This window comes from Marivivens sp. ABH4_498 (assembly GCF_056160585.1).
In genome coordinates this window covers 97,050-117,165 of sequence record NZ_JBSWXL010000006.1, presented here as the reverse complement: position 1 = coordinate 117,165, position 20,116 = coordinate 97,050, and the positions used below count along the sequence as shown (strand labels likewise).

General features: G+C 54.4%; 16 protein-coding genes. 3 read left to right on the top strand and 13 right to left on the bottom strand.

Going from position 1 to position 20,116, the window contains the following annotated elements; all coding sequences use genetic code 11:
* Positions 1-69: 69 nt before the first annotated feature.
* The 10 genes from ACXAGA_RS13125 to ACXAGA_RS13080 form a co-directional block, all read right to left on the bottom strand.
* Entirely contained in the window at positions 70-1,263 is a 1,194-nt protein-coding gene (locus ACXAGA_RS13125) for a GIY-YIG nuclease family protein (protein WP_475117933.1), read from the bottom strand.
* Entirely contained in the window at positions 1,256-3,322 is a 2,067-nt protein-coding gene (locus ACXAGA_RS13120; RefSeq protein ID WP_475117932.1) for a pseudomurein-binding repeat-containing protein, read from the bottom strand. Before ACXAGA_RS13120 ends, ACXAGA_RS13125 begins: the two co-directional genes overlap by 8 nt.
* Positions 3,315-4,628 (bottom strand): PDDEXK-like family protein, encoded by a 1,314-nt coding sequence (locus tag ACXAGA_RS13115; protein ID WP_475117931.1) that lies wholly within the window; start codon positions 4,626-4,628, stop codon positions 3,315-3,317. Before ACXAGA_RS13115 ends, ACXAGA_RS13120 begins: the two co-directional genes overlap by 8 nt.
* On the bottom strand, positions 4,625-7,381 hold the full coding sequence (locus ACXAGA_RS13110) for a class I SAM-dependent DNA methyltransferase (protein ID WP_475117930.1): 2,757 nt from the start codon (positions 7,379-7,381) through the stop codon (positions 4,625-4,627). Before ACXAGA_RS13110 ends, ACXAGA_RS13115 begins: the two co-directional genes overlap by 4 nt.
* A gap of 133 nt (positions 7,382-7,514) precedes the next feature.
* Positions 7,515-7,712 (bottom strand): hypothetical protein, encoded by a 198-nt coding sequence (locus ACXAGA_RS13105; protein WP_475117929.1) that lies wholly within the window; start codon positions 7,710-7,712, stop codon positions 7,515-7,517.
* Positions 7,713-7,981: 269 nt separating this feature from the next.
* Positions 7,982-9,283, bottom strand: coding sequence for a type II toxin-antitoxin system HipA family toxin (locus ACXAGA_RS13100; protein WP_475117928.1), 1,302 nt, complete (start codon positions 9,281-9,283; stop codon positions 7,982-7,984).
* A gap of 1 nt (position 9,284) precedes the next feature.
* Positions 9,285-9,536, bottom strand: a complete 252-nt coding sequence (locus ACXAGA_RS13095; RefSeq protein WP_024096522.1) for a helix-turn-helix transcriptional regulator — start codon at positions 9,534-9,536, stop codon at positions 9,285-9,287.
* A gap of 432 nt (positions 9,537-9,968) precedes the next feature.
* The gene (locus ACXAGA_RS13090; protein WP_475117927.1) at positions 9,969-10,538 is read right to left on the bottom strand and encodes a hypothetical protein; all 570 of its coding nucleotides are present in this window, start codon (positions 10,536-10,538) and stop codon (positions 9,969-9,971) included.
* A gap of 8 nt (positions 10,539-10,546) precedes the next feature.
* Positions 10,547-11,752, bottom strand: a complete 1,206-nt coding sequence (locus ACXAGA_RS13085) for a PD-(D/E)XK nuclease family protein (RefSeq protein ID WP_475117926.1) — start codon at positions 11,750-11,752, stop codon at positions 10,547-10,549.
* Between the two features lie 51 nt (positions 11,753-11,803).
* Positions 11,804-12,667 carry a hypothetical protein gene (locus tag ACXAGA_RS13080; RefSeq protein WP_475117925.1) on the bottom strand — a complete coding sequence of 288 codons (864 nt, stop codon included), beginning with the start codon at positions 12,665-12,667 and terminating at the stop codon, positions 11,804-11,806.
* A 434-nt stretch (positions 12,668-13,101) separates the two neighbouring features.
* Between ACXAGA_RS13080 and ACXAGA_RS13075 the strand changes: the two genes are divergently transcribed.
* The 3 genes from ACXAGA_RS13075 to ACXAGA_RS13065 all read left to right on the top strand — a co-directional run bounded on the left by ACXAGA_RS13075 (position 13,102) and on the right by ACXAGA_RS13065 (position 16,103).
* A complete protein-coding gene (locus ACXAGA_RS13075; RefSeq protein WP_475117924.1) occupies positions 13,102-13,368 on the top strand; it encodes a spike base protein, RCAP_Rcc01079 family in 267 nt (88 codons plus the stop codon).
* Entirely contained in the window at positions 13,368-14,282 is a 915-nt protein-coding gene (locus ACXAGA_RS13070; RefSeq protein WP_475117923.1) for a phage head spike fiber domain-containing protein, read from the top strand. Before ACXAGA_RS13075 ends, ACXAGA_RS13070 begins: the two co-directional genes overlap by 1 nt.
* A 192-nt stretch (positions 14,283-14,474) precedes the next feature.
* Entirely contained in the window at positions 14,475-16,103 is a 1,629-nt protein-coding gene (locus ACXAGA_RS13065; RefSeq protein ID WP_475117922.1) for an acyl-CoA synthetase, read from the top strand.
* A gap of 33 nt (positions 16,104-16,136) precedes the next feature.
* Here the strand turns inward: ACXAGA_RS13065 and ACXAGA_RS13060 are convergent, their stop codons facing one another.
* The 3 genes from ACXAGA_RS13060 to ACXAGA_RS13050 form a co-directional block, all read right to left on the bottom strand.
* Positions 16,137-17,147: a GDP-mannose 4,6-dehydratase gene (locus ACXAGA_RS13060; protein WP_475117921.1), complete on the bottom strand. Its 1,011-nt coding sequence runs from the start codon at positions 17,145-17,147 to the stop codon at positions 16,137-16,139.
* A gap of 107 nt (positions 17,148-17,254) precedes the next feature.
* A complete protein-coding gene (locus ACXAGA_RS13055) occupies positions 17,255-18,625 on the bottom strand; it encodes a phosphomannomutase (protein WP_475117920.1) in 1,371 nt (456 codons plus the stop codon).
* Between the two features lie 3 nt (positions 18,626-18,628).
* Entirely contained in the window at positions 18,629-20,065 is a 1,437-nt protein-coding gene (locus tag ACXAGA_RS13050; RefSeq protein ID WP_475117919.1) for a mannose-1-phosphate guanylyltransferase/mannose-6-phosphate isomerase, read from the bottom strand.
* Between the last annotated feature and the right edge of the window lie 51 nt (positions 20,066-20,116).

Genomic DNA, 20,116 nt, shown 5'->3' with positions numbered 1-20,116 from the left:
ATCCACTTCTGACCGAAACGAAATTTCAGAAGTGGGTTTTCTTTCGCTATGACCCAGTATTTCGCCCCCCTAACCGCGCAAAGTCAGTGACGCCGTGTCTGGATCATAGATGTAGCGCGCTATCGTTCCGTTTTTGATGCGGTCAACAGCTTCTTCGACAACAAATAAAGGCACGAGGAACCATTCTCTTGGCCGTATCGGTCGGCCAAGTCTATCGGGGATTTCGATATCCAATTGGGCTGGCGCGAAAATCCGGTGAAGAAGTGTTTCCAACTTGCTGCGATTGATATTGTAGAGCTGATAGGTGGCCACGATATCAACTTTGGCCATCAAGAAAGTCGTCTGAAGTTGCGCGCCCGCAATGCGCTTCTCGACATCATTACTCGTCACCCCAATCTTATGAACAAGTTCACGGTTTGCGGCGACCAATGGGTGATCTGAACGACTTCGTAACACATAGATGGTTCCGCTCGCTTCATCGCCTTCAGCGGTTTCGTCAGCAAACAGCGGACCTGCATTTGGCTCTGTTATCCTACGCCCGGCATCCCCATCCGCATTGAGCGCGCGTTGGAGCGACCGCATGAGCATCTTGCTTTGTGTGCCATTGTCGAACACCACCCGCAGGCGTGCATCTGTTCGGCCGTGGTCCGTAAGCTCTATGTCGCCCATTTCCGCAACATAGGCTTTTTGCCCTCCTACGATAAAGAAACGGCCGGGTTCAATCTCAGCCTTGAGCTCAAACTTACGCGTTTCTCTTAGGCCTGAATCCAGCTCCTTTTGAATCTGCTCGAAGAGCGGTTTAAAGGTGTCGAAATCTTCACACTTTTCACGCCCTGCAACGTCTTCGGCAGCTTTTTTTTCTGACGTAGAGCGAACGTGTTTTAGATCCGAAATAGACGGTGCTTCTTCAGCGATGCCAAGCTCTGCCAACAATGCATCGTCATCAAGATCCTCGAGGTCAGCATCTTTGACTGGTTTTCCAGGGGCAAGAAGCCCTTGATGGTCCATGTCAAAAAGTAGATCTCTGCCCTCGCCAAGTTCACGCAGCCGTTCAAGTCGGGTCGCGTACAGACGTTCAAAGATATCTTTGTCCTCACCGTGGCCTGGGATGCGCCCATTCTGGTCAACAAAGCGTTGGATTTCTTCAAATCCTGCGATGATACGTTCCTCTTGCGGTGTGCGTGCGGCAACCTTCTTGGTCTCGATTTCAACACCAAGTTCCGCGAGCAGCGCTTCATCCTCGTCGGTGAACCCATTAGCCATTTGCGGCCTCCTGCTTCATGCGCGCAAGGAATGCGACACCTTCAGCCATTTTCTTTTCCCAAGCATCGGCAGAGGTAATCGATGGCAACCGTCCACGCTCTTGCTTGAACTTGACTGCGCGTCTGGCAAGATCCCTGGCTTCTTCAGGGCTGAGCTGGACTTTTTTCGCAGATATAACGGCCGCGACCTCTTTCAAACTTTCCTCGCTCATCGTTTTGCCAAGGATCGCATAGGCCTCTCGAAACGGATTAATCCGATCGATCAAATCAATGTCCAGCTCTTTGACAGACAAAGCAAATTTGCGCACACCGTCGATGAGAGCTGTATTCGCACTGGGTTCATTGCCCTCATCGGACAGGGCGATCTCTTTTGCGGTCTGGGTCAGGTTCAGCGCTGCGATGGCATGTTGGCGCACTGCCTCTTGATCTTCTGCATCAAGCTCTGGGAATTTCGTGCCAACGATCTTGCCCATGCGAACCTGAGTGAGTTCTTCGGCAAGTGTTTCTCCGCCCGCATGTTCACCGTCGAAAAGCCCTTTTTCGATCGTTGTTTTATCCTGAACGAACGCTGTGATGACCTCGTTCAGATCCTCATGGCAAATACGTCGCGCAAATTCACTTTTGGGTTCAGCAAGGCCTTTGATTTCCATCTGGATTTGCCCTGTGGCCGCATCAAAGCCGACGTTTTCCTTGTTCGGGTCATAACCGCCGTCTCCGTAGTCAAACCCTTCGACGGGTCCACTCGTCGGCGTCTTGGGCGTGAAGTTGAAGCGAGGGGCCAAGACCTGCTCCATCAGCAAACTTGCCGCTATGGCCTTGAGCGTGTCGTTGACCGCCTCCGTCACAGCCTCTTCACCCGCATCGGGTTCCGCGATCAGGTTGGTGAAGCGCGCCTTGGTCTTGCCCTTTGCATCGCGAGTGGCGCGGCCGATGATTTGCACGATCTCGGTTAAGCTCGCACGATATCCAACGGTCAAGGCGTGCTCACACCAGATCCAGTCAAACCCTTCCTTCGCCATCCCTAGCGCGATGATGATGTCTACGTGGTCGCGGTTGTTCTTATGCGCGGGATCTTTCAATGCGCTCGCCACCTTGTCACGCTTGGCCGCTTCATCATCGACCAGATCGGCAATGCGCAACACCCGGCCCTCTGGCGTTTCGACCAACTGGAAACCCGTCTCAGGGTCGAGGCCTTTCCATTCACCGAGGCTATCGATGATGTGTTCGACTTCCTTGTGCTTGTCTTTAGTGCTTTCGCGTGAATTCACATTCGGGATGTGGACGATGGTTTTCTCGGCGGGGTCCAGAACCTCCAGAATGCTGTCAGCATAGGACCCAGTGTAAAAGAAATAGCCGATATCGAGCGTCTTCAGATGCTCATAGCCATTGAGCTGCTCGTAGTAGGTGTAGGTGACCGTTTCAAAACGGGCTTCATCCTCGGGCGACAAGACCGCCTCGGCATCGCCGCGGAAGTAGGACCCCGTCATCGCGACCAGATGCACCTTGTCGCGAGCAATGAACGCCCCCAGATGCGCGCCGAGCTTGTTGTCGGGGTTGGCCGAAACATGGTGGAATTCGTCCACTGCAATCACCCGATCGTCAAAGGCCTCGATCCCAAACTTGTCGACAGCGAAGCGGAAGGTCGCGTGGGTGCAGACCAGCACCTGATCATCGCTTTCCAGAAAACGCCCAACAGCACCAACCTTGCCGTCATCGCCACCCGGGGCGTTGCACAGGTTCCACTGCGGCTCGACGTGCCAGTCAGCCCAAAAGCCGAATTTGCTCAGCGGCTCATCGTTGAAGCTCGACCCGATGGACTTTTCGGGAACCACCACGATCGCCTGTTTCAGGCCCTGATTATGCAGCTTATCGAGCGCGATGAACATCAGCGCCCGCGATTTCCCCGAGGCAGGAGGCGATTTAATCAGCAGATACTGTTCCCCACGCATCTCATAGGCACGCTCTTGCATTTTGCGCATGCCCAACTCGTTCGACGTGGTTGAGGAGCGGTTCTGCGCATAGGTGACGGAAACGGAGGGAACGTTTCGAGGATCAGTCATGTTCGCCCTCCATATATTCTGCGAATTCTATCAAGGTGGGTCCAACTGCTTCGAATGCTGGGGCGAACTCCTTCAGAAGCTTTCGCATTCCTGCCTCAATCGCTTCGGCGTCACTTACATCTGATATGGTTGTGCTGTTTCCATTGAAGAATTTTGAATACATTGCCCGAGCTTTGGTGGCATCGCTTCTGAACTTAATCTTTTTCTCGAGCTTCCCTTCCGCGCATTCTTGGATGCACTCTATGAGATGCCTCCTATCCGCAGGGTCTTCAACCGGGCCGACTTCGGCATAGAGAAACAAAGCCCCCTTCACCCCATCCTCTTTCGTGTTGAGCTGGAACCAGCAGATAACCGGAAATTCAGCCCACCAGTTTTTGCAACCAGCCCAAGGCTTGCTTCCCTCGCCGCCCAGCGCATCAACCCAATTTGTCGGAATAAAACTAAAGGTACGCTGGTTGCTCCAGTTGTACATGACGTTGAGACCTTCGGCTGTCGCCTTGTCGCCATAGTCGAGCCCCTCACCAAACACTTGGTCTGCAGCAAAAGTGAACTCGGTAGACACGCCGTGTTCCATGATGAAATCAATCGCTTTCTTATGCGATCGATAAAGCTGGCGGGCCAAGGTTTCCATATCGGTTTGTTCGTCGTTCATATCTGTCGCATCTCGAATGACTTCTAGGTAATGGTTTAAAAACTGTTGGACTTCAGACCCCATGCGCGTCTGGTTGGCAGCCATCAAAGCACCCAATATCTGGCACACATCAGCATAGCGCATCGTGACATATTTCTCGGCCACTTCAGCACTTGGCGCTTCCTCATGCAAAGTCAGGAAGATGCCTTGATGCTTGAACGGCAACTTTGCATCCTTTGCATCCTCTTCTGCGCGCTCGAGGTATTTGGCCAGCTGCCCATCGCTTTGCTTGCTGTGGAATTTGTTCTCTATGATGAAGGCCCAGCCGTTGGATGGGGATGAAACGAATATATCGATGTTGCGCTTTTCCCGCTGGATCTCTGCGTCTCGTAGATCGGCCTGCGACACGTCCAGGGCGGTCAAGACGGGGCTTTTAGCGCCAAGCAAGGCCTGTGCCAGGAACGCCCGAAGGAACGCATCCCCGAACCCATGGTTTTCGATCGGGTCGAGCAACCAAGCAAGGATGGCGGAGTGACGGATTTCCATACCCTCCATCCGCATGACTCGGATCGGGTTGAAGCGGTTCAGATAGGCCGTGATCCGATCGAGCCTCGCATTGTTCACGAAGAGTGCCTCCAGCTCATCTTGGGATGGGTGATGCGCGGCCTGTGTCATGCGGCGCCCCCCACCTTCGTTGTCATTTTCGTATACAGCTCAAAGAGCTTTTCCAGCCGTTCTGTGTCGTTGCGGAAGCGGCGGCCTATGTAGATGCGTTCGAGCACCTCGTCGTTGCGATCGTGAGCGGCGCGGAGGTTTTGTGGCATGGCGTCGGGTTTATAGAGGTCGGCGATGGTGGCGGGGAAATGCGCCTCGCGGGCCAGCAGGATATCCTCAGCGCAGCGGGTCAGGTCCTCTTTGTTTTTTTCGGTCAGCTTGGGGACGGGAAAGGTGTTCCAACCGAGGGTGTTGGAATAGCGAAAGTCGGTTTTCATCTTACCGCAGACCGTGGCGATCCAGACCAAATGGATGCGCGAGGCGATTAGGGCCATGTTCCAGAGCGGGGCGTCGTAGAGGGCGAAGCAAAGGTTCGTGACGGTTGAGTTATTGTCAATCAAGCCAGCAGGGAGAAACCCACGGTTTTCTGAAGAAACGCACGGCATGGCTACGCTTTGCGTTTGGCCGATGTTCATCTCCCGCATTTGGTGCGAGCGCTTTGCCATGTCATTTGCGCTTTTGTCTCGGCTGGCAAGGCGCATTTCACGCACGCCTTCGATGCGGGCAGCTATGCTAGGAATGGCCTGCGCTTCGTCAAGGTGCTTGTCCTCGATCCACAGGCAATAACGCTCTTTGCCTTGGATGAACTCGGCAGACCCATAAATACGACGAATGAAGCGGGCCTTTTGATCTGGCGTCAAATCCAGCGCGTCAACTTCGTCAGAATTCAAAAGCAGATTGCCGCCATCATAAGGCATATTGCCGCGAAGCATTTCTGTTAGCCCATTCGAAATCGGTAGCATCGCCTTTTTGATTTCAACATTCGGCGCAGCCACCAAATAAGCGTTGATGTTCTCCACCTCTTTCATCACCGCCTCGCCTTCGGCATTCAGGCTGTAGAGTCTTCGCGTCTGGTTCGGTATGTTCGAGACAGCAATGATCGCCACGGTCACGCCCGCGTTGTGGCTGGCAAGATTGGCCCATTTGAACGAGGTATGGGCAAAGCTGATGTGATGGCCGGTGGCAAAGATCGCAGGCCAGAGGATCGGCACCTGCTGCCCCTGACAGATCGAATTGGTGGACACGAAGGCGGCGGTGCAGTCGGTGTGCTGGCCGAAATCAGCGGCCTTCATGAACCAGCCCGCCACATAGTCGAGTGACTTCCAGCTTTTGACCCGCGCATCAAAGATCGCCTTCAGGTCTTCTTTCTGTTCCTTGCTTTGCCATGTGGAGCCAAGATAAGGCGGGTTCCCGCAGATATAGGTCTCGCCGCCCTCGTTCTTGAAATCGATCTGGGCCTTTTCCAGCGGCGACATGAAGAGGTCTTCACCGCGCATATCGACCTTCTGGCTTGTGGGAGGGCAGACGGTCAGCCAATCGAGGCGCAGGGCGTTGCCTTGGGTGATCCAGTTCTCTGCATCCAGCGGCAAAAATGCCGCCAGCGCGTCCTTGTGGCCGCGATAGGTCACGTCACACTGGTATTCCGCGATGATCAGCGCAAGGCGGGCGATCTCGGCCGGGAAATCGCGCAGCTCGATCCCGCGAAAGTTGGTCAGCGGGATCTCCGTGCGCCGATCGGGCTGGCCGCAATAGGCGTTGATCTTGGCCTCAATCGCGCGCATTTCCTTATAGGCGATGACAAGGAAATTGCCCGACCCGCAGGCCGGATCAAAGACGCGGATTTTCGAGATGCGTTTGCGCAGGTTGTCGAGTTTCTTTTTACTGTCCCCCGCCGCCTCAAGCTGCACGTTCAGGTCATCAAGGAAGAGCGGGTTCAACACCTTGAGAATATTGGGCACAGAGGTGTAGTGCATCCCCAATGCGCCGCGTTCCTCGTCATCGGCGACGGCCTGGATCATCGAGCCAAAGATATCGGGGTTGATTTTGGTCCAGTCGAGTGACCCGATGTGGAGCAGGTAGCTGCGCGCGATCTTGGAGAATTTGGGGGCCTCGGTGCTGCCCGAAAACAACCCGCCGTTCACATAGGGGAAGGTATCGGCCCAACGGGGGAGGTTTGCGGAGGCGCGGTCCTCGATCTTGGTGTTCATGGCGCGGAAGAGTTCCGAGATCACCTCATGCGTGTTCGAGCTGTCCTTGTCCGACATTTGGGTGACGGTGGCGGTGAACAGGTCCTCGCCATTCAGGATCGACGTGTCTTCGGCAAAGAACAAAAAGATCAGCCGCGCCATGAAATGGTTCATGTCATGGCGGCGCTCAGCCGTGCCCCAATCGGGATTGGTTTTCAGCAGCTCGACATAGAGGCGGTTGAGGCGGCCGGTCGCCTTGATATCAAACGAGCTCTCGCGGATTTGCTTGACGGTCGAGATGCCCGCGAGCGGCAGGAAGAAGCCGAAATGGTCTGGGAAATCCTTGAAGTCACAGGCGATGGTGTCGCCGGCGTTCAGGTCCTCCGCTTCAAGCGTCTTGCCATCGGTGGCGAGGATGAATTTCGCCTTGGCCTTGGTTGTTGCGGGGCTGGCTTTGAGCGCCGCCAGCGTTTCAGACACGGTGCCCGCTGCGCAGGACTTCAGGTGGATGTTGTTCGTTTGCAGAACGCCGTCCAGGTCGGATTTGTTCGAGGTGCCGGAGCGAAGGCGTTTGAGCGTGGTCTCTTTGTTGCCGAAGGCGAGCAGGAAGGCATAAGGAAATTCAACCGCATCAAACGGTTGTTCAGCTAAGACAGAAATTGCCTCTTCGATTTCAACGGCATTCACGACAGGTTGTCCCCACTCGAAATTGTTTTTCTGTATTGCTAGCGGTTATTTGCGGGATTCGCACCCGCAAAACCTGTGTAGTTCCTTGAGGCGAAGGTTTGGCCAGGGCGGAAAATCCGCCCTAGCGCTAAGGTCACTCGGTAACCGGTTCATCATCGCGGCGCGGGAAGGCGACCATTTCGGCGTCGGGAAACATGCTGTGTTTGACGTTGATCGACGTGATGTTGCCGCTGTCGTCAGTGTTGACGAAGAGGACGCCGCAGCGGTCCCAGAAGTTCTTGCCGTCTTTTTCGCCGGATTTGACGTTCAGTTTCAGAGTTTGAGTAGCCATTTCTTGATCCTCACTTTGTGTGTTTCGATGAACATGATCAAAGCTGGCACCAAGGGGCTGTCAGCGAGAAACTTGCCTCGCGAGGAATGCGCTGGCGCAGGGGAATTTTCTTGTTGAATCGGGGCTTGCGCCGCGTCCGGCACGGCTGCCCGCTTATGTTCAGCAGTCGGAAATACGGCACTGAGGATCTGGGTTTGGCACGACAATCTGACCTGATTTCGATTAATCCAGAATAGCCGCACTTTCGCGCAAGGCAGGCGCAATCAGCTTTAGTTCAGCAGGTGCAACCTAGCCGTCAGCGCGCGGTCGATCGAAGAAAGCAACGCCTCCGGGAAACCTTCCGGAAGCTGATTGAACGTAGCCTCAACGATCGCGTGCGAAGTCTCCTGCAGCTCTTCGAACAGGCTCTGCATGACCGCGCGGGACAAGCCGGATTGAACTCCGGTCTCCACGATGTGGCGGCCCACGATATTTGCCACTTTGTAGTGGTTCGAGTTTCCGAAATTCATAGCGAGCTTGAAGTATTTCCGCTCGATCTGCCGTGCGTCGACAGTTGGCTGAACTGTCAGCACGTCGTAAAGCGGGGTCATGCGGAAACGGCCGCCGGGTAAGAGGCTGACGCTAAAGTTCTTTCCATGACCATCTGTTGCACCCAGCAACCAGAAAAGGACGTTGGCTTTGAAAAAATCGTACCTGTCTTTGTTGGGATCATCACTTCCCAACAAAAGATCCATAATGTCCGAGATCCCGGGGCCGCCCTCGTTCTGGTACTTTTGCGTGGGCACAATGGATAATGCTTGGCAGCAATCCTCCTGCGGCAGACGGATCAAGCGGCCATCAGACGTCCAGCGCCGATCAAAACGCTCTACCACCAAGGCTTTCTTATCGCCAAACTGAGCCATTTCGACATTCGCAGCCCGAAGCCCAAACGCTTCCATCAACTTCAGGCACAGGTATTCGTTTTCAACGCTGTCGGACAGGTCCATGCCGTTGGGCAATCTGCCGATTTGCGGCTTGATGATGTGCGTGGTTGGCGTCGTGCCGGTTGGCTCTATCCACTGGCCATCTTTACGAAGCAGCGCGGTTTTTTCCTGTGCACCAGCGACAGAAATGCGGAAATCATTCTCGCGGCGGATACCCAGTGGTGCTAGATCGAGGTCGCTCAAAATGGCCCCGATCTGCGCCTCGTCGACAAGCTCTCCAGTCAGCTCGGACATTGGCTGTGGCTCTTGCCCGTCGGGCAGAAACTGAAGCGCCCCGATGCAGTCCCGCCCAATTTGTGACAGCAAGCTGAAGGCATCGACGCCCTCGGCCCCGACGCGTTCTGCGACCCTTCGCCGGATGACATCGCTGTCGGGCAACAGGTTGTCAAAAACGGCCATCACAGGTGCGCCGCTGTACCGGTTCTCCTGCAATGGCAACGATAAAGACACCGGCATCCGGTATTCCCAGTCGAGCCAGTCTCGTGCATAGGCGAAACTGACGCCGCCCGAGGGCTCACGCACCAATTGACCCACGAGCCGCGAGTTCAGAAAAACGTTCAGCGGTGTGTAGCTGCGCTTGCGGCCCATGTCAGAAGATGTCCTCTAGCCCGTCTGATGTGCCTTTACTGCGCTCGGTCACCGTTATTTCGAGCTCCAAGGCCGCGATCAAATCGAACACCGTTTCCAACTTGGTGCCCCCACTGCCGTTCTCGATCTTGGAAATTGTCTCTTGCCAGACACCGCTCATCGAGGCGAGTTCCTTCTGGGTAAGGTTCTTTGCCTTCCGAGCCTGGCGAATTGCGTGGCCCAAGTTTTTTGATGTACGAACGAGGTGCTTCATGGCGGTTCTCCTGCCACTGGGTATGACCTTTAAATCATAAATTGTCAATATGATCTCCACGCCATAAAACTTAGGTATGATCTGAGCATCATGTAACGAAGCCTCATCATCAGCCTTATCTCAAAAAACAATGCGGTTTCTGAGATAAGGAAAGGCATATCTCAAATTGCACAACGACACTCACGCCTGCAGCCCTGCAGCGCGAACCTGTTCGGGCGTCACCAGCTTTGACGCGATCAAGTCTTCGATCTGCCGGTGCGTGATATGGCGGCAGAGGGGATGGCGCTCGTGAATCTATTCGGCGAGGCTGGCGCGTCCTTTGACTTCGGCCTCTCAAGGCTTTTCGCAATAGGCCGTTACCTGCGTATTACCCTTCTCCAACCCCAAGAGCCTGGGAGAACATTCTCCTAATGGCCCGACCCTGCGGGGCCATTAACTTGGGAATTCTCCTTGGAGAACTCGCTGTAGATAATCCTCGAAGGCGGTACAGGCCTCGTCAAAGGATGTCTCAGGGAAAATTCTCTCACTGTCATTCTGCCCCCAAGCCTTTAGCTCATTCATTACAACGTGCAGCTGCCTGGGGGCCTCATGATCCTTTTGGACAAAGAACAGGTGGCACATCACCTTAGTTTCTTGGTTTCGATAAGAGATATAATCGTTAACGAGCGTTTCGCCCTTAATGACGTCGCCCCCAACTTTGACCTTGGTCTTATGGCCGTTCTTGGAAAAATCAAACCGTGAGCGCAGACTCGCGAGATACTCTTCTAATTTCTGCCGACTATCTCGGTTCACGGGACCAAATTTCTTATTTGCAACTGCGGGATAGGCTTTGCGCATCTGAATTGTGACCGCCTCAACCAAATCCTCGCGCTGCTCATCTGAGACCTCAGCATGACCTTCGGCATTTGCATAAGCATTCTGCAATTGCTGAACCGTCATAGTTCCTGAATTGATCTTATCAAGCAGGGTGGCGACTTGTAGCTGGATTTTCGAATTGGTCATAAATGGCCTCAAGGGTTTTTCTTTTTATCAGCATGTCGAAGGAGCTCGAATGCCAGTTCAATGTCTCTAGTTATCTGGAGCGGTAATGCTTTCAAAGGCAGCGCCCCGTGATCACTCTCGAGCACAATATCAATATATTGATATACGACATTCGGCTTGTAGAAACACAAATCGCTGCGCATCTTTGAACGCCTCTTCACTTCATCAAGCTCAAAACATCTGTTTCCATCTGGAGAAAGGGTTCGCTCACGACCAAACAACCAGCTGTCCGCCCCAAACTGTTCAAGACACTCCCATGTTCGCGCTGACTTTTCCGTTCGCGACGTGGTAAGATTCACAGCCTCCCGCAATGGCGGCCCAGCAACAAGGCGACGGTACTGTTGTCCCTGGATTTGGATCTCAAAGCGCAATCCTTCCGGGTCCGGGTTGGCCAACACTGGCTCTAGAGTTACGCAGGGGGTATTATTGAAAAGCGCCGACCACACTTTGACGTGATGTTCTTCTGGAGCGGCATCATCATTTGAAATCAAGGCTGGGAAAGCGCTGGAAGCTGTCTCTGCAGGAATCGCCTGCTTCAAAAAATCCCTAAACGCCATCGCTTGAAACTTTTGGAGCGTTTGGGAGAATCCAACCTTTTCCAGAAATTGGGTTTGGTTGCCTTGGAACCAAAAGTTGGTTTCCCGAATTTTCGCGGGATCGAAACACTCCTGCGCCACCGCAACGAGGTGATCAAGCAAGGTGATGTAGTCAACGATGTATTGCCTGTGTTCACTCAAGACCTGATTGGTTTCGAACCAGCGCCGCAATCGAGCGGCCAAGTCTTTGTACAGAACTGTTTTCCAGCCCTTTGGGATTTCGAAGCCCGGCGGCACCAACGTCAGAAGATACCTTCTGTCCACACTTGGAAGTTTCGTGCTGTAGCGTTGGAGTTGTGCAAAATCTGGGTAGCTCTTCACCTTATTCTCAACAATGAGAACAGGGTTTTCACCATCGTAAACAACAAGATCTAGGTTCTGTTCTTCACGCGCGATCTTGCAATTTTCGACTGACAGATCAAATACATGTGCCAGAGCGCGAGGATATGCTTCGAAAAGCCACGACAAGAAATCCGAGTGAAACAGCTCTCGTGATCCCAGCGACATTCGCTGCATTGGAGAGGCCTCAAGCCATGCAATTGAATCTCTTAACGCGCTCAAAACAAAATCTTCTTTCACTTAGCCATGTTGCTTTAATCAAGCCACTCACCTCCGTGTCAATGGCTGGACCTATGCCTGCAGCCCCGCAGCGCGGACCTGTTCGGGCGTCACCAGTTTTGACGCAATCAAATCCTCGATCTGCCGGTTCGTGATGTGGCGGCACAGGGGATGGCGCTCGTGGATCCACTCGGCGAGGCTGGCACGCCCCTTGGCTTCGGCCTCTCGCGCTTTCTCTCGGTCGGCCTGGATCCGGGCCAGCCCCTTTTCCCAACGCCGCATCTTGAACCAGTTGTCCGAGAAACAAACCTTGCTGCGCGTATAGCCCTCGCTTTCCTTCGCATAGGCTTTGACCGCCTGCAGAAGGTCATCGGGCTCTACCCCGGCTTTCACGGCCGCTGCGATCAGGCGCAGACTGGTCCGCCGGTCTCGGATCCTGTCTTCGGGATAGGCCGCCAAGATCTTCTCAGCTTCAAGATCTTCAACCTCCTCCGCCGCCTCGCGCCTGCGCGTAGGTGGTTTATGGATGGTTTTAGGATGGTTTGGGGTCCACCGTGAACCCCGTACCCCGTTCACCGTGGACCCCGTACCGGGTTCAGGCTGGACGGGGTTCACAGTGACCCCCGTCTCAATATCGGGCTCGGCAGTGGGTTCGAGCGCGGCCACGCGCTCCAGAACAATGCGGTAAATGACGGTGTAGCCGTTCTTGCAGTGCCGCCGTCCTGTCTCGATCAGAATGCCTTCTCGCAGGAAGTCGATGATGGTGCGTTTCACCGTGCTCTCGCTGAGCTCTGTGTGGCGCTGAATTGTCCCCTTCGAACACCAGATGCCCGAGCCGTCGTCGCTCGCCTTATCAGCCAGGAACATGATGATCTGCTTGCGCGCAGCGCTGCCAAAGCGGCGCTCGGCGCATTCGTTTGCGATGCGCCAGCTCATGATCTCACCGCCAATTGGGTTGAGGTCAGACCGGAGATGCCGTAGGTATTGGGACGGAAATATTCTTCTATGCCGTTGAGGTGGGTGGCCGCCCCCTCAGCGGTTTTTCTTTGCCCTTTCGCCAGAGCGGGAGACTGTGAAAAACCGTTTACTTGGGCCTCGTAACCTATTGAAAAGTGACCCTGAACGAAACAAGTCCGTTTACAATTTTTCCCTTTTAAATCAACAAAATCTTCCGGATTGCAAATCCGTGTACACCGGTTCGATTCCGGTACTCGCCTCCACTGGTATATCCCCCAATATATACGACCACGTTGCGCTAGGTAGCGAACGGTCTATCAGTCGCGCGTTAACCAGCGGTTCATATACCTGTCTTCGATCACATTCTGTTTGGCGAATTTTCGCGCCTTTTCAGACCCATGTAGGAGATAGATATGAACAATCCATTCGCAAACCGCAGCCCGTCATTGACTGGTCCAGCCACTGATATGCTGCCTGTGACGCCAGCTGATGGGGCGGATTTGGCAAAGGTTGCCGTTGCACTGTATATTGAGACCGGTGGAAATCTGACCATTGTCACCGTCACCGGCGAAACGCGCAACATTCAGGTCGCGGATTTCACCATTCTGCCCGTGGGTGCGACGCGCGTGCTGGAAACCGGAACTACGGCTTCGGGCATTCATGCACTGACGGTGAATTGATGCTGGGATTCGCAACAAACTGCTGGGCCAACAGCCGTTCATCGGATCGGCGCGGCATCAGCTTGATCACTCCATCCGGGCCTACCAATAACGTGCAGTTCAATCGACCCGCGGTTGCATATGCCCATACTGCTGGCGGCGCCCTATCTGCGATCGGTTCTGATGTTCCGCGATTGGACTATGACCCGACCACAGGGGCGATCTTGGGCACTTTGATCGAACCGGCCAGAACCAACCTGCTGACCCAATCTTGCGCATCGGTTGAAACTTGGGCCGCATCATCAGCCACGGTTTCACAACTGGATCTGAACGTGTTGGGCCAATTTGACGGGGTTTTGTGTGCGTCAAACGGGGCGTCGTTCCATCGCCTTAACCATCCCGCTGTCGATTTGGGCCAAGGGGAAACCTACTGCCTGACGGTGTGGCTGCGTCCGTCGACGTCTGAAACATTCCGCGTCACATTCCGTACGTCAGACGGCAATAGCGCCACATTGAACGGGACTTTCGCGGCCCCAAATGTCACGTCAAACAGCGCCGGAGAGTTAACCCTAATCGATCAATATTGGTTCCCAGATGGGACACTGCGCCTAAGGCTGACATTCACGCCGATCGCAACCAAATCGCATTCGATAGGCGTAGGTCCGCATAGCGCGACAACAGGCGATAATGTCATCATTCTGGGAATGCAGTTGGAAAAAGGGACCAAACCCACATCCTACATTTCAACAAATGGCGCAGAACAGAAGCGGCCAGCCGACAGCGCGACCATTCACGGTATTTCGGGCCTATTCGATCTACACGTAACCTATGGCGATGGCGCAACCCAGATTATCAAATCGCAACTGATCAGCGATGGGTTTTGGCCGGAATTATCCCAATATTGCGTGCGATCCATGATTGCATATCGTGCCTAAATGCGGCGCCGTCCACTGCGGGCGGCGCCATACATACATATTGCCTGATACAATTTAACGCACCCTTCTCGTTTTCAGGAACACGCCCTACCCCATTTACTCGAATGGGTTGATCCGCCAATCTGACAACGACCCGAAAAGGGCGCCATGTGCACAGTGAGGAGACTGCAGCACATCGGTGGAGGGAGAGATATGACACACCAAAGCATTTATGACGTCAGCCTAGACGCAAACCCCGCGAACTATGAGCCGTTAACGCCGCTATCATTTGCAAAACGAACCGCACAGATTTACCCAGAATACCCCGCCATCGTGTATGGCGACCGACGTCAATCATGGGGCGAAACCTATGATCGCATGAAACGCGCGGCATCGGCTTTGGTAAAACGAGGCATAAAAAAGGGCGAAACCGTTTCAATCATCGCCGCGAACATCCCCGAAATGTTCGAAGCCCATTTTGCAGTGCCGATGGCAGGCGGCGTATTGAACACCGTCAATACGCGTCTGGATGCCGAAGCGATTTCCTTTATCCTGTCCCACGCCGAAGCCAAAATTATCATCGTCGATCCCGAATTTTCCGACGTCGTAGATCGCGCCATTCACATGGCGGGCCTAACGGATGCCTTGGTCATTGATATCGTTGATGAAACGTTCGAGGGCGGACGTAGAATCGGGTCTATCACCTATGATGATTTCATCGCCGAAGGTGACGCCGATTTTGACTGGTTGGGCCCCGCCGACGAATGGGACGCCATTTCGCTGAATTACACATCAGGCACCACGGGCAATCCCAAAGGTGTCGTTTACCACCATCGCGGCGCCCATCTGAACGCGATGTCCAATATCGTCACATGGGGCATGCAGCAGCATTCGCGTTACCTGTGGACCTTGCCCATGTTCCATTGCAACGGCTGGTGTTTTCCATGGACCATCGCGGCCAATGCAGGTGTGTGTGTATGCCTGCGCGCCGTGCGGGCCGAACCGATTTTCCAATTGATCCGCGACGAACAGGTCACCCATTTCTGCGGTGCGCCAATCGTGTTGAATATGCTGGCAAACGCACCGGATGAGCTCAAGGATTTTTCCCATCAGGTCAAAGTGATGACCGCAGGCGCGTCCCCGCCCGCTGCCGTCATAGCAAAGATGGAGGCAATGGGCATCGAGGTCACCCACGTTTATGGCCTGACCGAAACCTACGGCCCATCCGTTGTTTGTGCATGGAAAGAAACGTGGAATGATCTGGACGGCGACGCCAAAGCGGTCAGAAAATCGCGCCAAGGTGTGAAAAACGTGGCTCTGGACGATCTAATGGTGGCCAATCCCGATACGTTGGACCCAGTGCCGTCAGATGGCCAAACGATGGGCGAAATTTTCATGCGCGGCAACGTCGTGATGAAAGGGTATCTGAAAAACCCATCAGCCACCGAAGAATCGTTCAAGGGCGGCTGGTTCGCGTCAGGTGATTTGGGCGTGATGCATCCTGACGGGTACATCGAACTAAAAGACCGATCCAAAGACATCATTATTTCAGGCGGCGAAAACATTTCGTCGATCGAGGTCGAGGACGTTCTATACCGTCACCCCGCCGTGATGGAGGCCGCCGTGGTCGCGAAACCGGACGACAAATGGGGCGAAACGCCTTGTGCTTTTGTCGATTTGAAACCCGGGCAAGAGGCCACGGACACCGACATTATCGCGTTTTGTCGCGATCACATGGCCCATTTTAAGGCCCCAAAAACAGTGATCTTTGGCCCGCTGCCGAAAACTTCGACGGGGAAAATTCAAAAATTCATCCTGCGTGATCGCGCCAAAGGCGCCTAACAAAAACGCCGGCCAATTGGCCGGCGTTTTCAATTAGACCTGATAAAACTGGCGATACCATCTGACGAAATTGGCGACGCCTTCGCGGACGGATGTTTTCGGGGCGTAGCCCGTCAGGGATTTCAGCAAATCGGCGTCGGCCCACGTCGCTGGCACGTCGCCCGCCTGCATCGGCATCAGGTTGCGTTCGGCGGTTTGGCCTGTGGCAGACTCGATTGCTTCAATAAAGTCAGTCAGCTGGACGGCGTCGTTGTTGCCGATGTTCACCACGCGGAATGGGGCGACGGGGGATAGGCTGTCGCCTTCGGGCACGATGCCATCTGCGGGGCGCACTGGCACGGCGTCGATCAACAGGCGGATCGCGTGAACCAGATCTTCGACATAGGTGAAATCACGCTTCATATCGCCATAGTTATAGACGTCGATTGGCTTGCCTTCCAAAATCGCTTTGGTGAATTTGAACAGCGCCATATCGGGGCGACCCCACGGGCCATAGACGGTAAAGAAACGGAACATCGTGATCGGCAGATCGAACAGATGCGCATAAGAATGCGCCATGCTTTCGGTCGATTTTTTGGTCGCCGCATAGAACGACATCTGGTGGTCGGCCTTGTGCGTTTCGACGTATGGCATTTCGGTGTTCGCGCCATAGGCAGACGACGTGGACGCCAGCAGCATGTGTTTTGGCGGGAACGCGCGGGCGGCCTCTAACAGCTCAAAAGTGCCGACGATGTTGCTTTCTAGGTATGCGCGTGGATTGTCGATGGAATAGCGCACGCCCGCCTGAGCCGCGAGGTGGATCACCGCGTCAGGGCGTTCCTGTTCAAACAGCGACATCAACAGGTTAGGCGTTTCAACCTTGTCATGGACCGACCGATAGTTGTCGTAGGCGCGCAGGGTGTCTTCGCGGCGTTCTTTTAGGCTGACGTCATAATAATCCGACATGCAATCCAGCCCGATCACGCGCCAGCCTTCCTCTAGCAAGGTGCGGCAAACGAACGATCCGATAAATCCGGCAGCGCCGGTGACAAGAGCGGTAGGCATGAATGACCCTTTTATCAGCTTTTAATATGTTGCTTTGTTGGGCGAATTTGGGTTCAGCGCAACAATCGACAGGTCAAATCATCGGGCTTTGCCCGCCAGCATAGCAATTATGCGACAGTGTCGATCAATGCAGCACGGACCACAGACAACCCGCGTTGCAGGAGGTCATGCGCTAATGTGCGCGATGTCGACTGCGCATAAACGCGAAATTCAGGCGCATTGCCCGATGGCCGCAGATGCAGAACATCGCCGTTTTTAAAAGTCGCTCTGACCCCGTCTGTCGTATCGATCTGATCCACATCACCAAACTGACCAAAGAACGCAATCTCCGGATCACCCGCGATCTGTTCTATGAACGCCGCGGATCGCGCTGTTGGAATGTCTGTCAAACGATCAGAGGCTGTGAAGATTTGCGGCAGTTCCGCAACCAATTCGGCGATCCCTACCCCGCGCTGCACAGCCATGCGCAATGGCGCCAATATCGGCAACATGCAGTCACGCGTAAGCAAGGGTTTCATCCGACCGTCATATGCGTCAAAGCCGACCAAAAAACCACCGTTGGGCTCAAACCCTACGACCCGCCGCCCACGATAGTCATCCATTCCGGCAATCACATAGGGCGACCCGATGCGCGTGAATTGGACGTCGGCAAACCCGACCTTTGTCACCATGGAATTGGCATTTATGGGCGTGACCACAACATCCGTAGCCAAATCCATCGCGGTCAAAACTCCCAGAACATCGCCAGCAATCACCTGCCCTGATGCATCCGTCACCATCGGACGATCCGCATCCCCGTCTGTCGACACGATCGCATCCAGTTCGTGATCTAGGCACCATTGGGCCAGCACATGCCGTGTATCAGGATCAACCGCTTCGGTATCCACAGGAACAAAGGTTTCCGAACGCCCCAACGGCACAGCAATCGCGCCAAGCTGCGTTAGGACATCCAACAGCACATCACGCGCAACTGAACTATGCTGATAGACCCCCACACGTATCCCCGACAGAGCATTTGCCCCAAAGGCATGAACATAGCGGTAGGAGAATTCGCCCAACACGTCTGCTGTTTCAACGGCTCCGCATTTGGCAGCACCCACAGCGCCCAAGGCCGCGTTGATCGCTGCCTCGTCATCTTTGGTAATTTCACCCAATGGCGTGTAGAATTTCAGGCCATTGCGATCCGCGGGAATATGGCTACCGGTGACCATGATTGCGGCGGCATTGTTTTGCATGCTTGCATAGGCCAACGCTGGCGTCGGGACCGAACCGCAATCGACCGCGATTAAACCCGCGTCCTTAACCACCGCCATAACGGCCTGCGATATACGCGGCGACGAGCCTCGCAAATCTCGACCGACGTACACCGCCGCCACCGAGACTGTCGTTAAAAACGCGTGAACATAGCTGCGCACGAATTCATCGGTTAAATCTGAAACCAACCCGCGCAAACCGCTGGTGCCAAAGGCAGGCCCCATCCCCTACCCCTTTGCGCCTGCGCCGCGCGCGTATTTATCGTCGTATCGCGTGATGTCATCTTCGCCCATAAAGGTGCCGGTTTGAACTTCGATAACGACCAAAGGCACTTTGCCCGGGTTTTCCAAACGATGAACCGATCCGACAGGAATGTAGACGGATTCATTTTCCGTCACCAATTTCGATGTCTCGTCCAATGTCACACGCGCAGTCCCCTGAACGACCACCCAATGTTCAGAGCGGTGAAAATGGCTTTGTAGGCTTAATGATGCGCCAGGGTGGACGTGAATGCGTTTGACCTGAAAACGGCTGCCGCTGACCAAACTTTCGAACCAACCCCAAGGCCGATGATCTTTTGGAAAATCAGTGGCTTGTGGTGCGTTTTTCGATTTCAACGCCGCAACCGCCAATTTCACATCCTGCGCACGCGATTTATCAGCCACCAGCACCGCATCGTTCATTGCAACGGCGATGATATTGTCCAACCCGATGCCGACCAATTCCAGATTATCACTGTCTGATCGTAGCAAACTGTTATCACAGTCGATCGCCGTCGCGCTGCCGCTGGTTACAACGCCGCGGTCGGTTGGTTGCGATTCAGACCAAACAGCATCCCAGCCGCCCAAATCAGACCACCCCCCGCTGAATGGGACAACGGATAGGTTCGACGCCTTTTCCATCACCGCATAGTCCACAGAAATATCAGGACATTGCTGCCATGGATCCGTGGACAACCGCAAAAACCCCAAATCGGTTTTCGCGTCATCCACCGCGCCCTGCACAGGCGCCACCAGTTCATTCGCCAGTTGCGCAAAAGCATCCAGAATGTCACTGACCCTGAACAGAAAAATCCCAGCATTCCACAGGAAATTTCCAGCCTCGACCATCGATCTAGCGGCATCGATGCATGGCTTTTCGACAAAGGATTTCAGCGCAACAGGAGCCCCCGATCCGTCCGGTTCCGCCGCCAATTCCAGATAGCCATACCCTGTATTCGGTCCCGTTGGATGAATGCCGAATGTCACCAATCGACCCCGTTCAACCGCCGTTAACCCCTGCTGCACCGCGTTATGGAACGCATCGGTATCAGGCAAAACGTGATCTGACGGGGCGACCAGCATAACGGCATTGGGATCGGTTTTGGCCAGATACATCGCCGCTGCCAAAATCGCGGGCGCGGTATTGCGGCCTTCGGGTTCGATCAAAATGGCACCGGGATCAATGCCGATGGACTGCAATTGTTCGACAACGATGAACCGAAAATCAGACCCCGTCAGGATCAAAGGCGCAGCGAAATCGCGGCCCGATAGACGTCGCGCGGAGGCCTGAAAAAGTGTTTCTTCACCGACCAACGGGACAAATTGTTTGGGATATGATTTGCGTGACAACGGCCACAGCCGCGTGCCTGACCCGCCACATAAAATCACCGGATGGATAGCCATAGTATCGCCCAACCCCAAAGAAATATCGAAAAAACAATCCGATACGCGTTC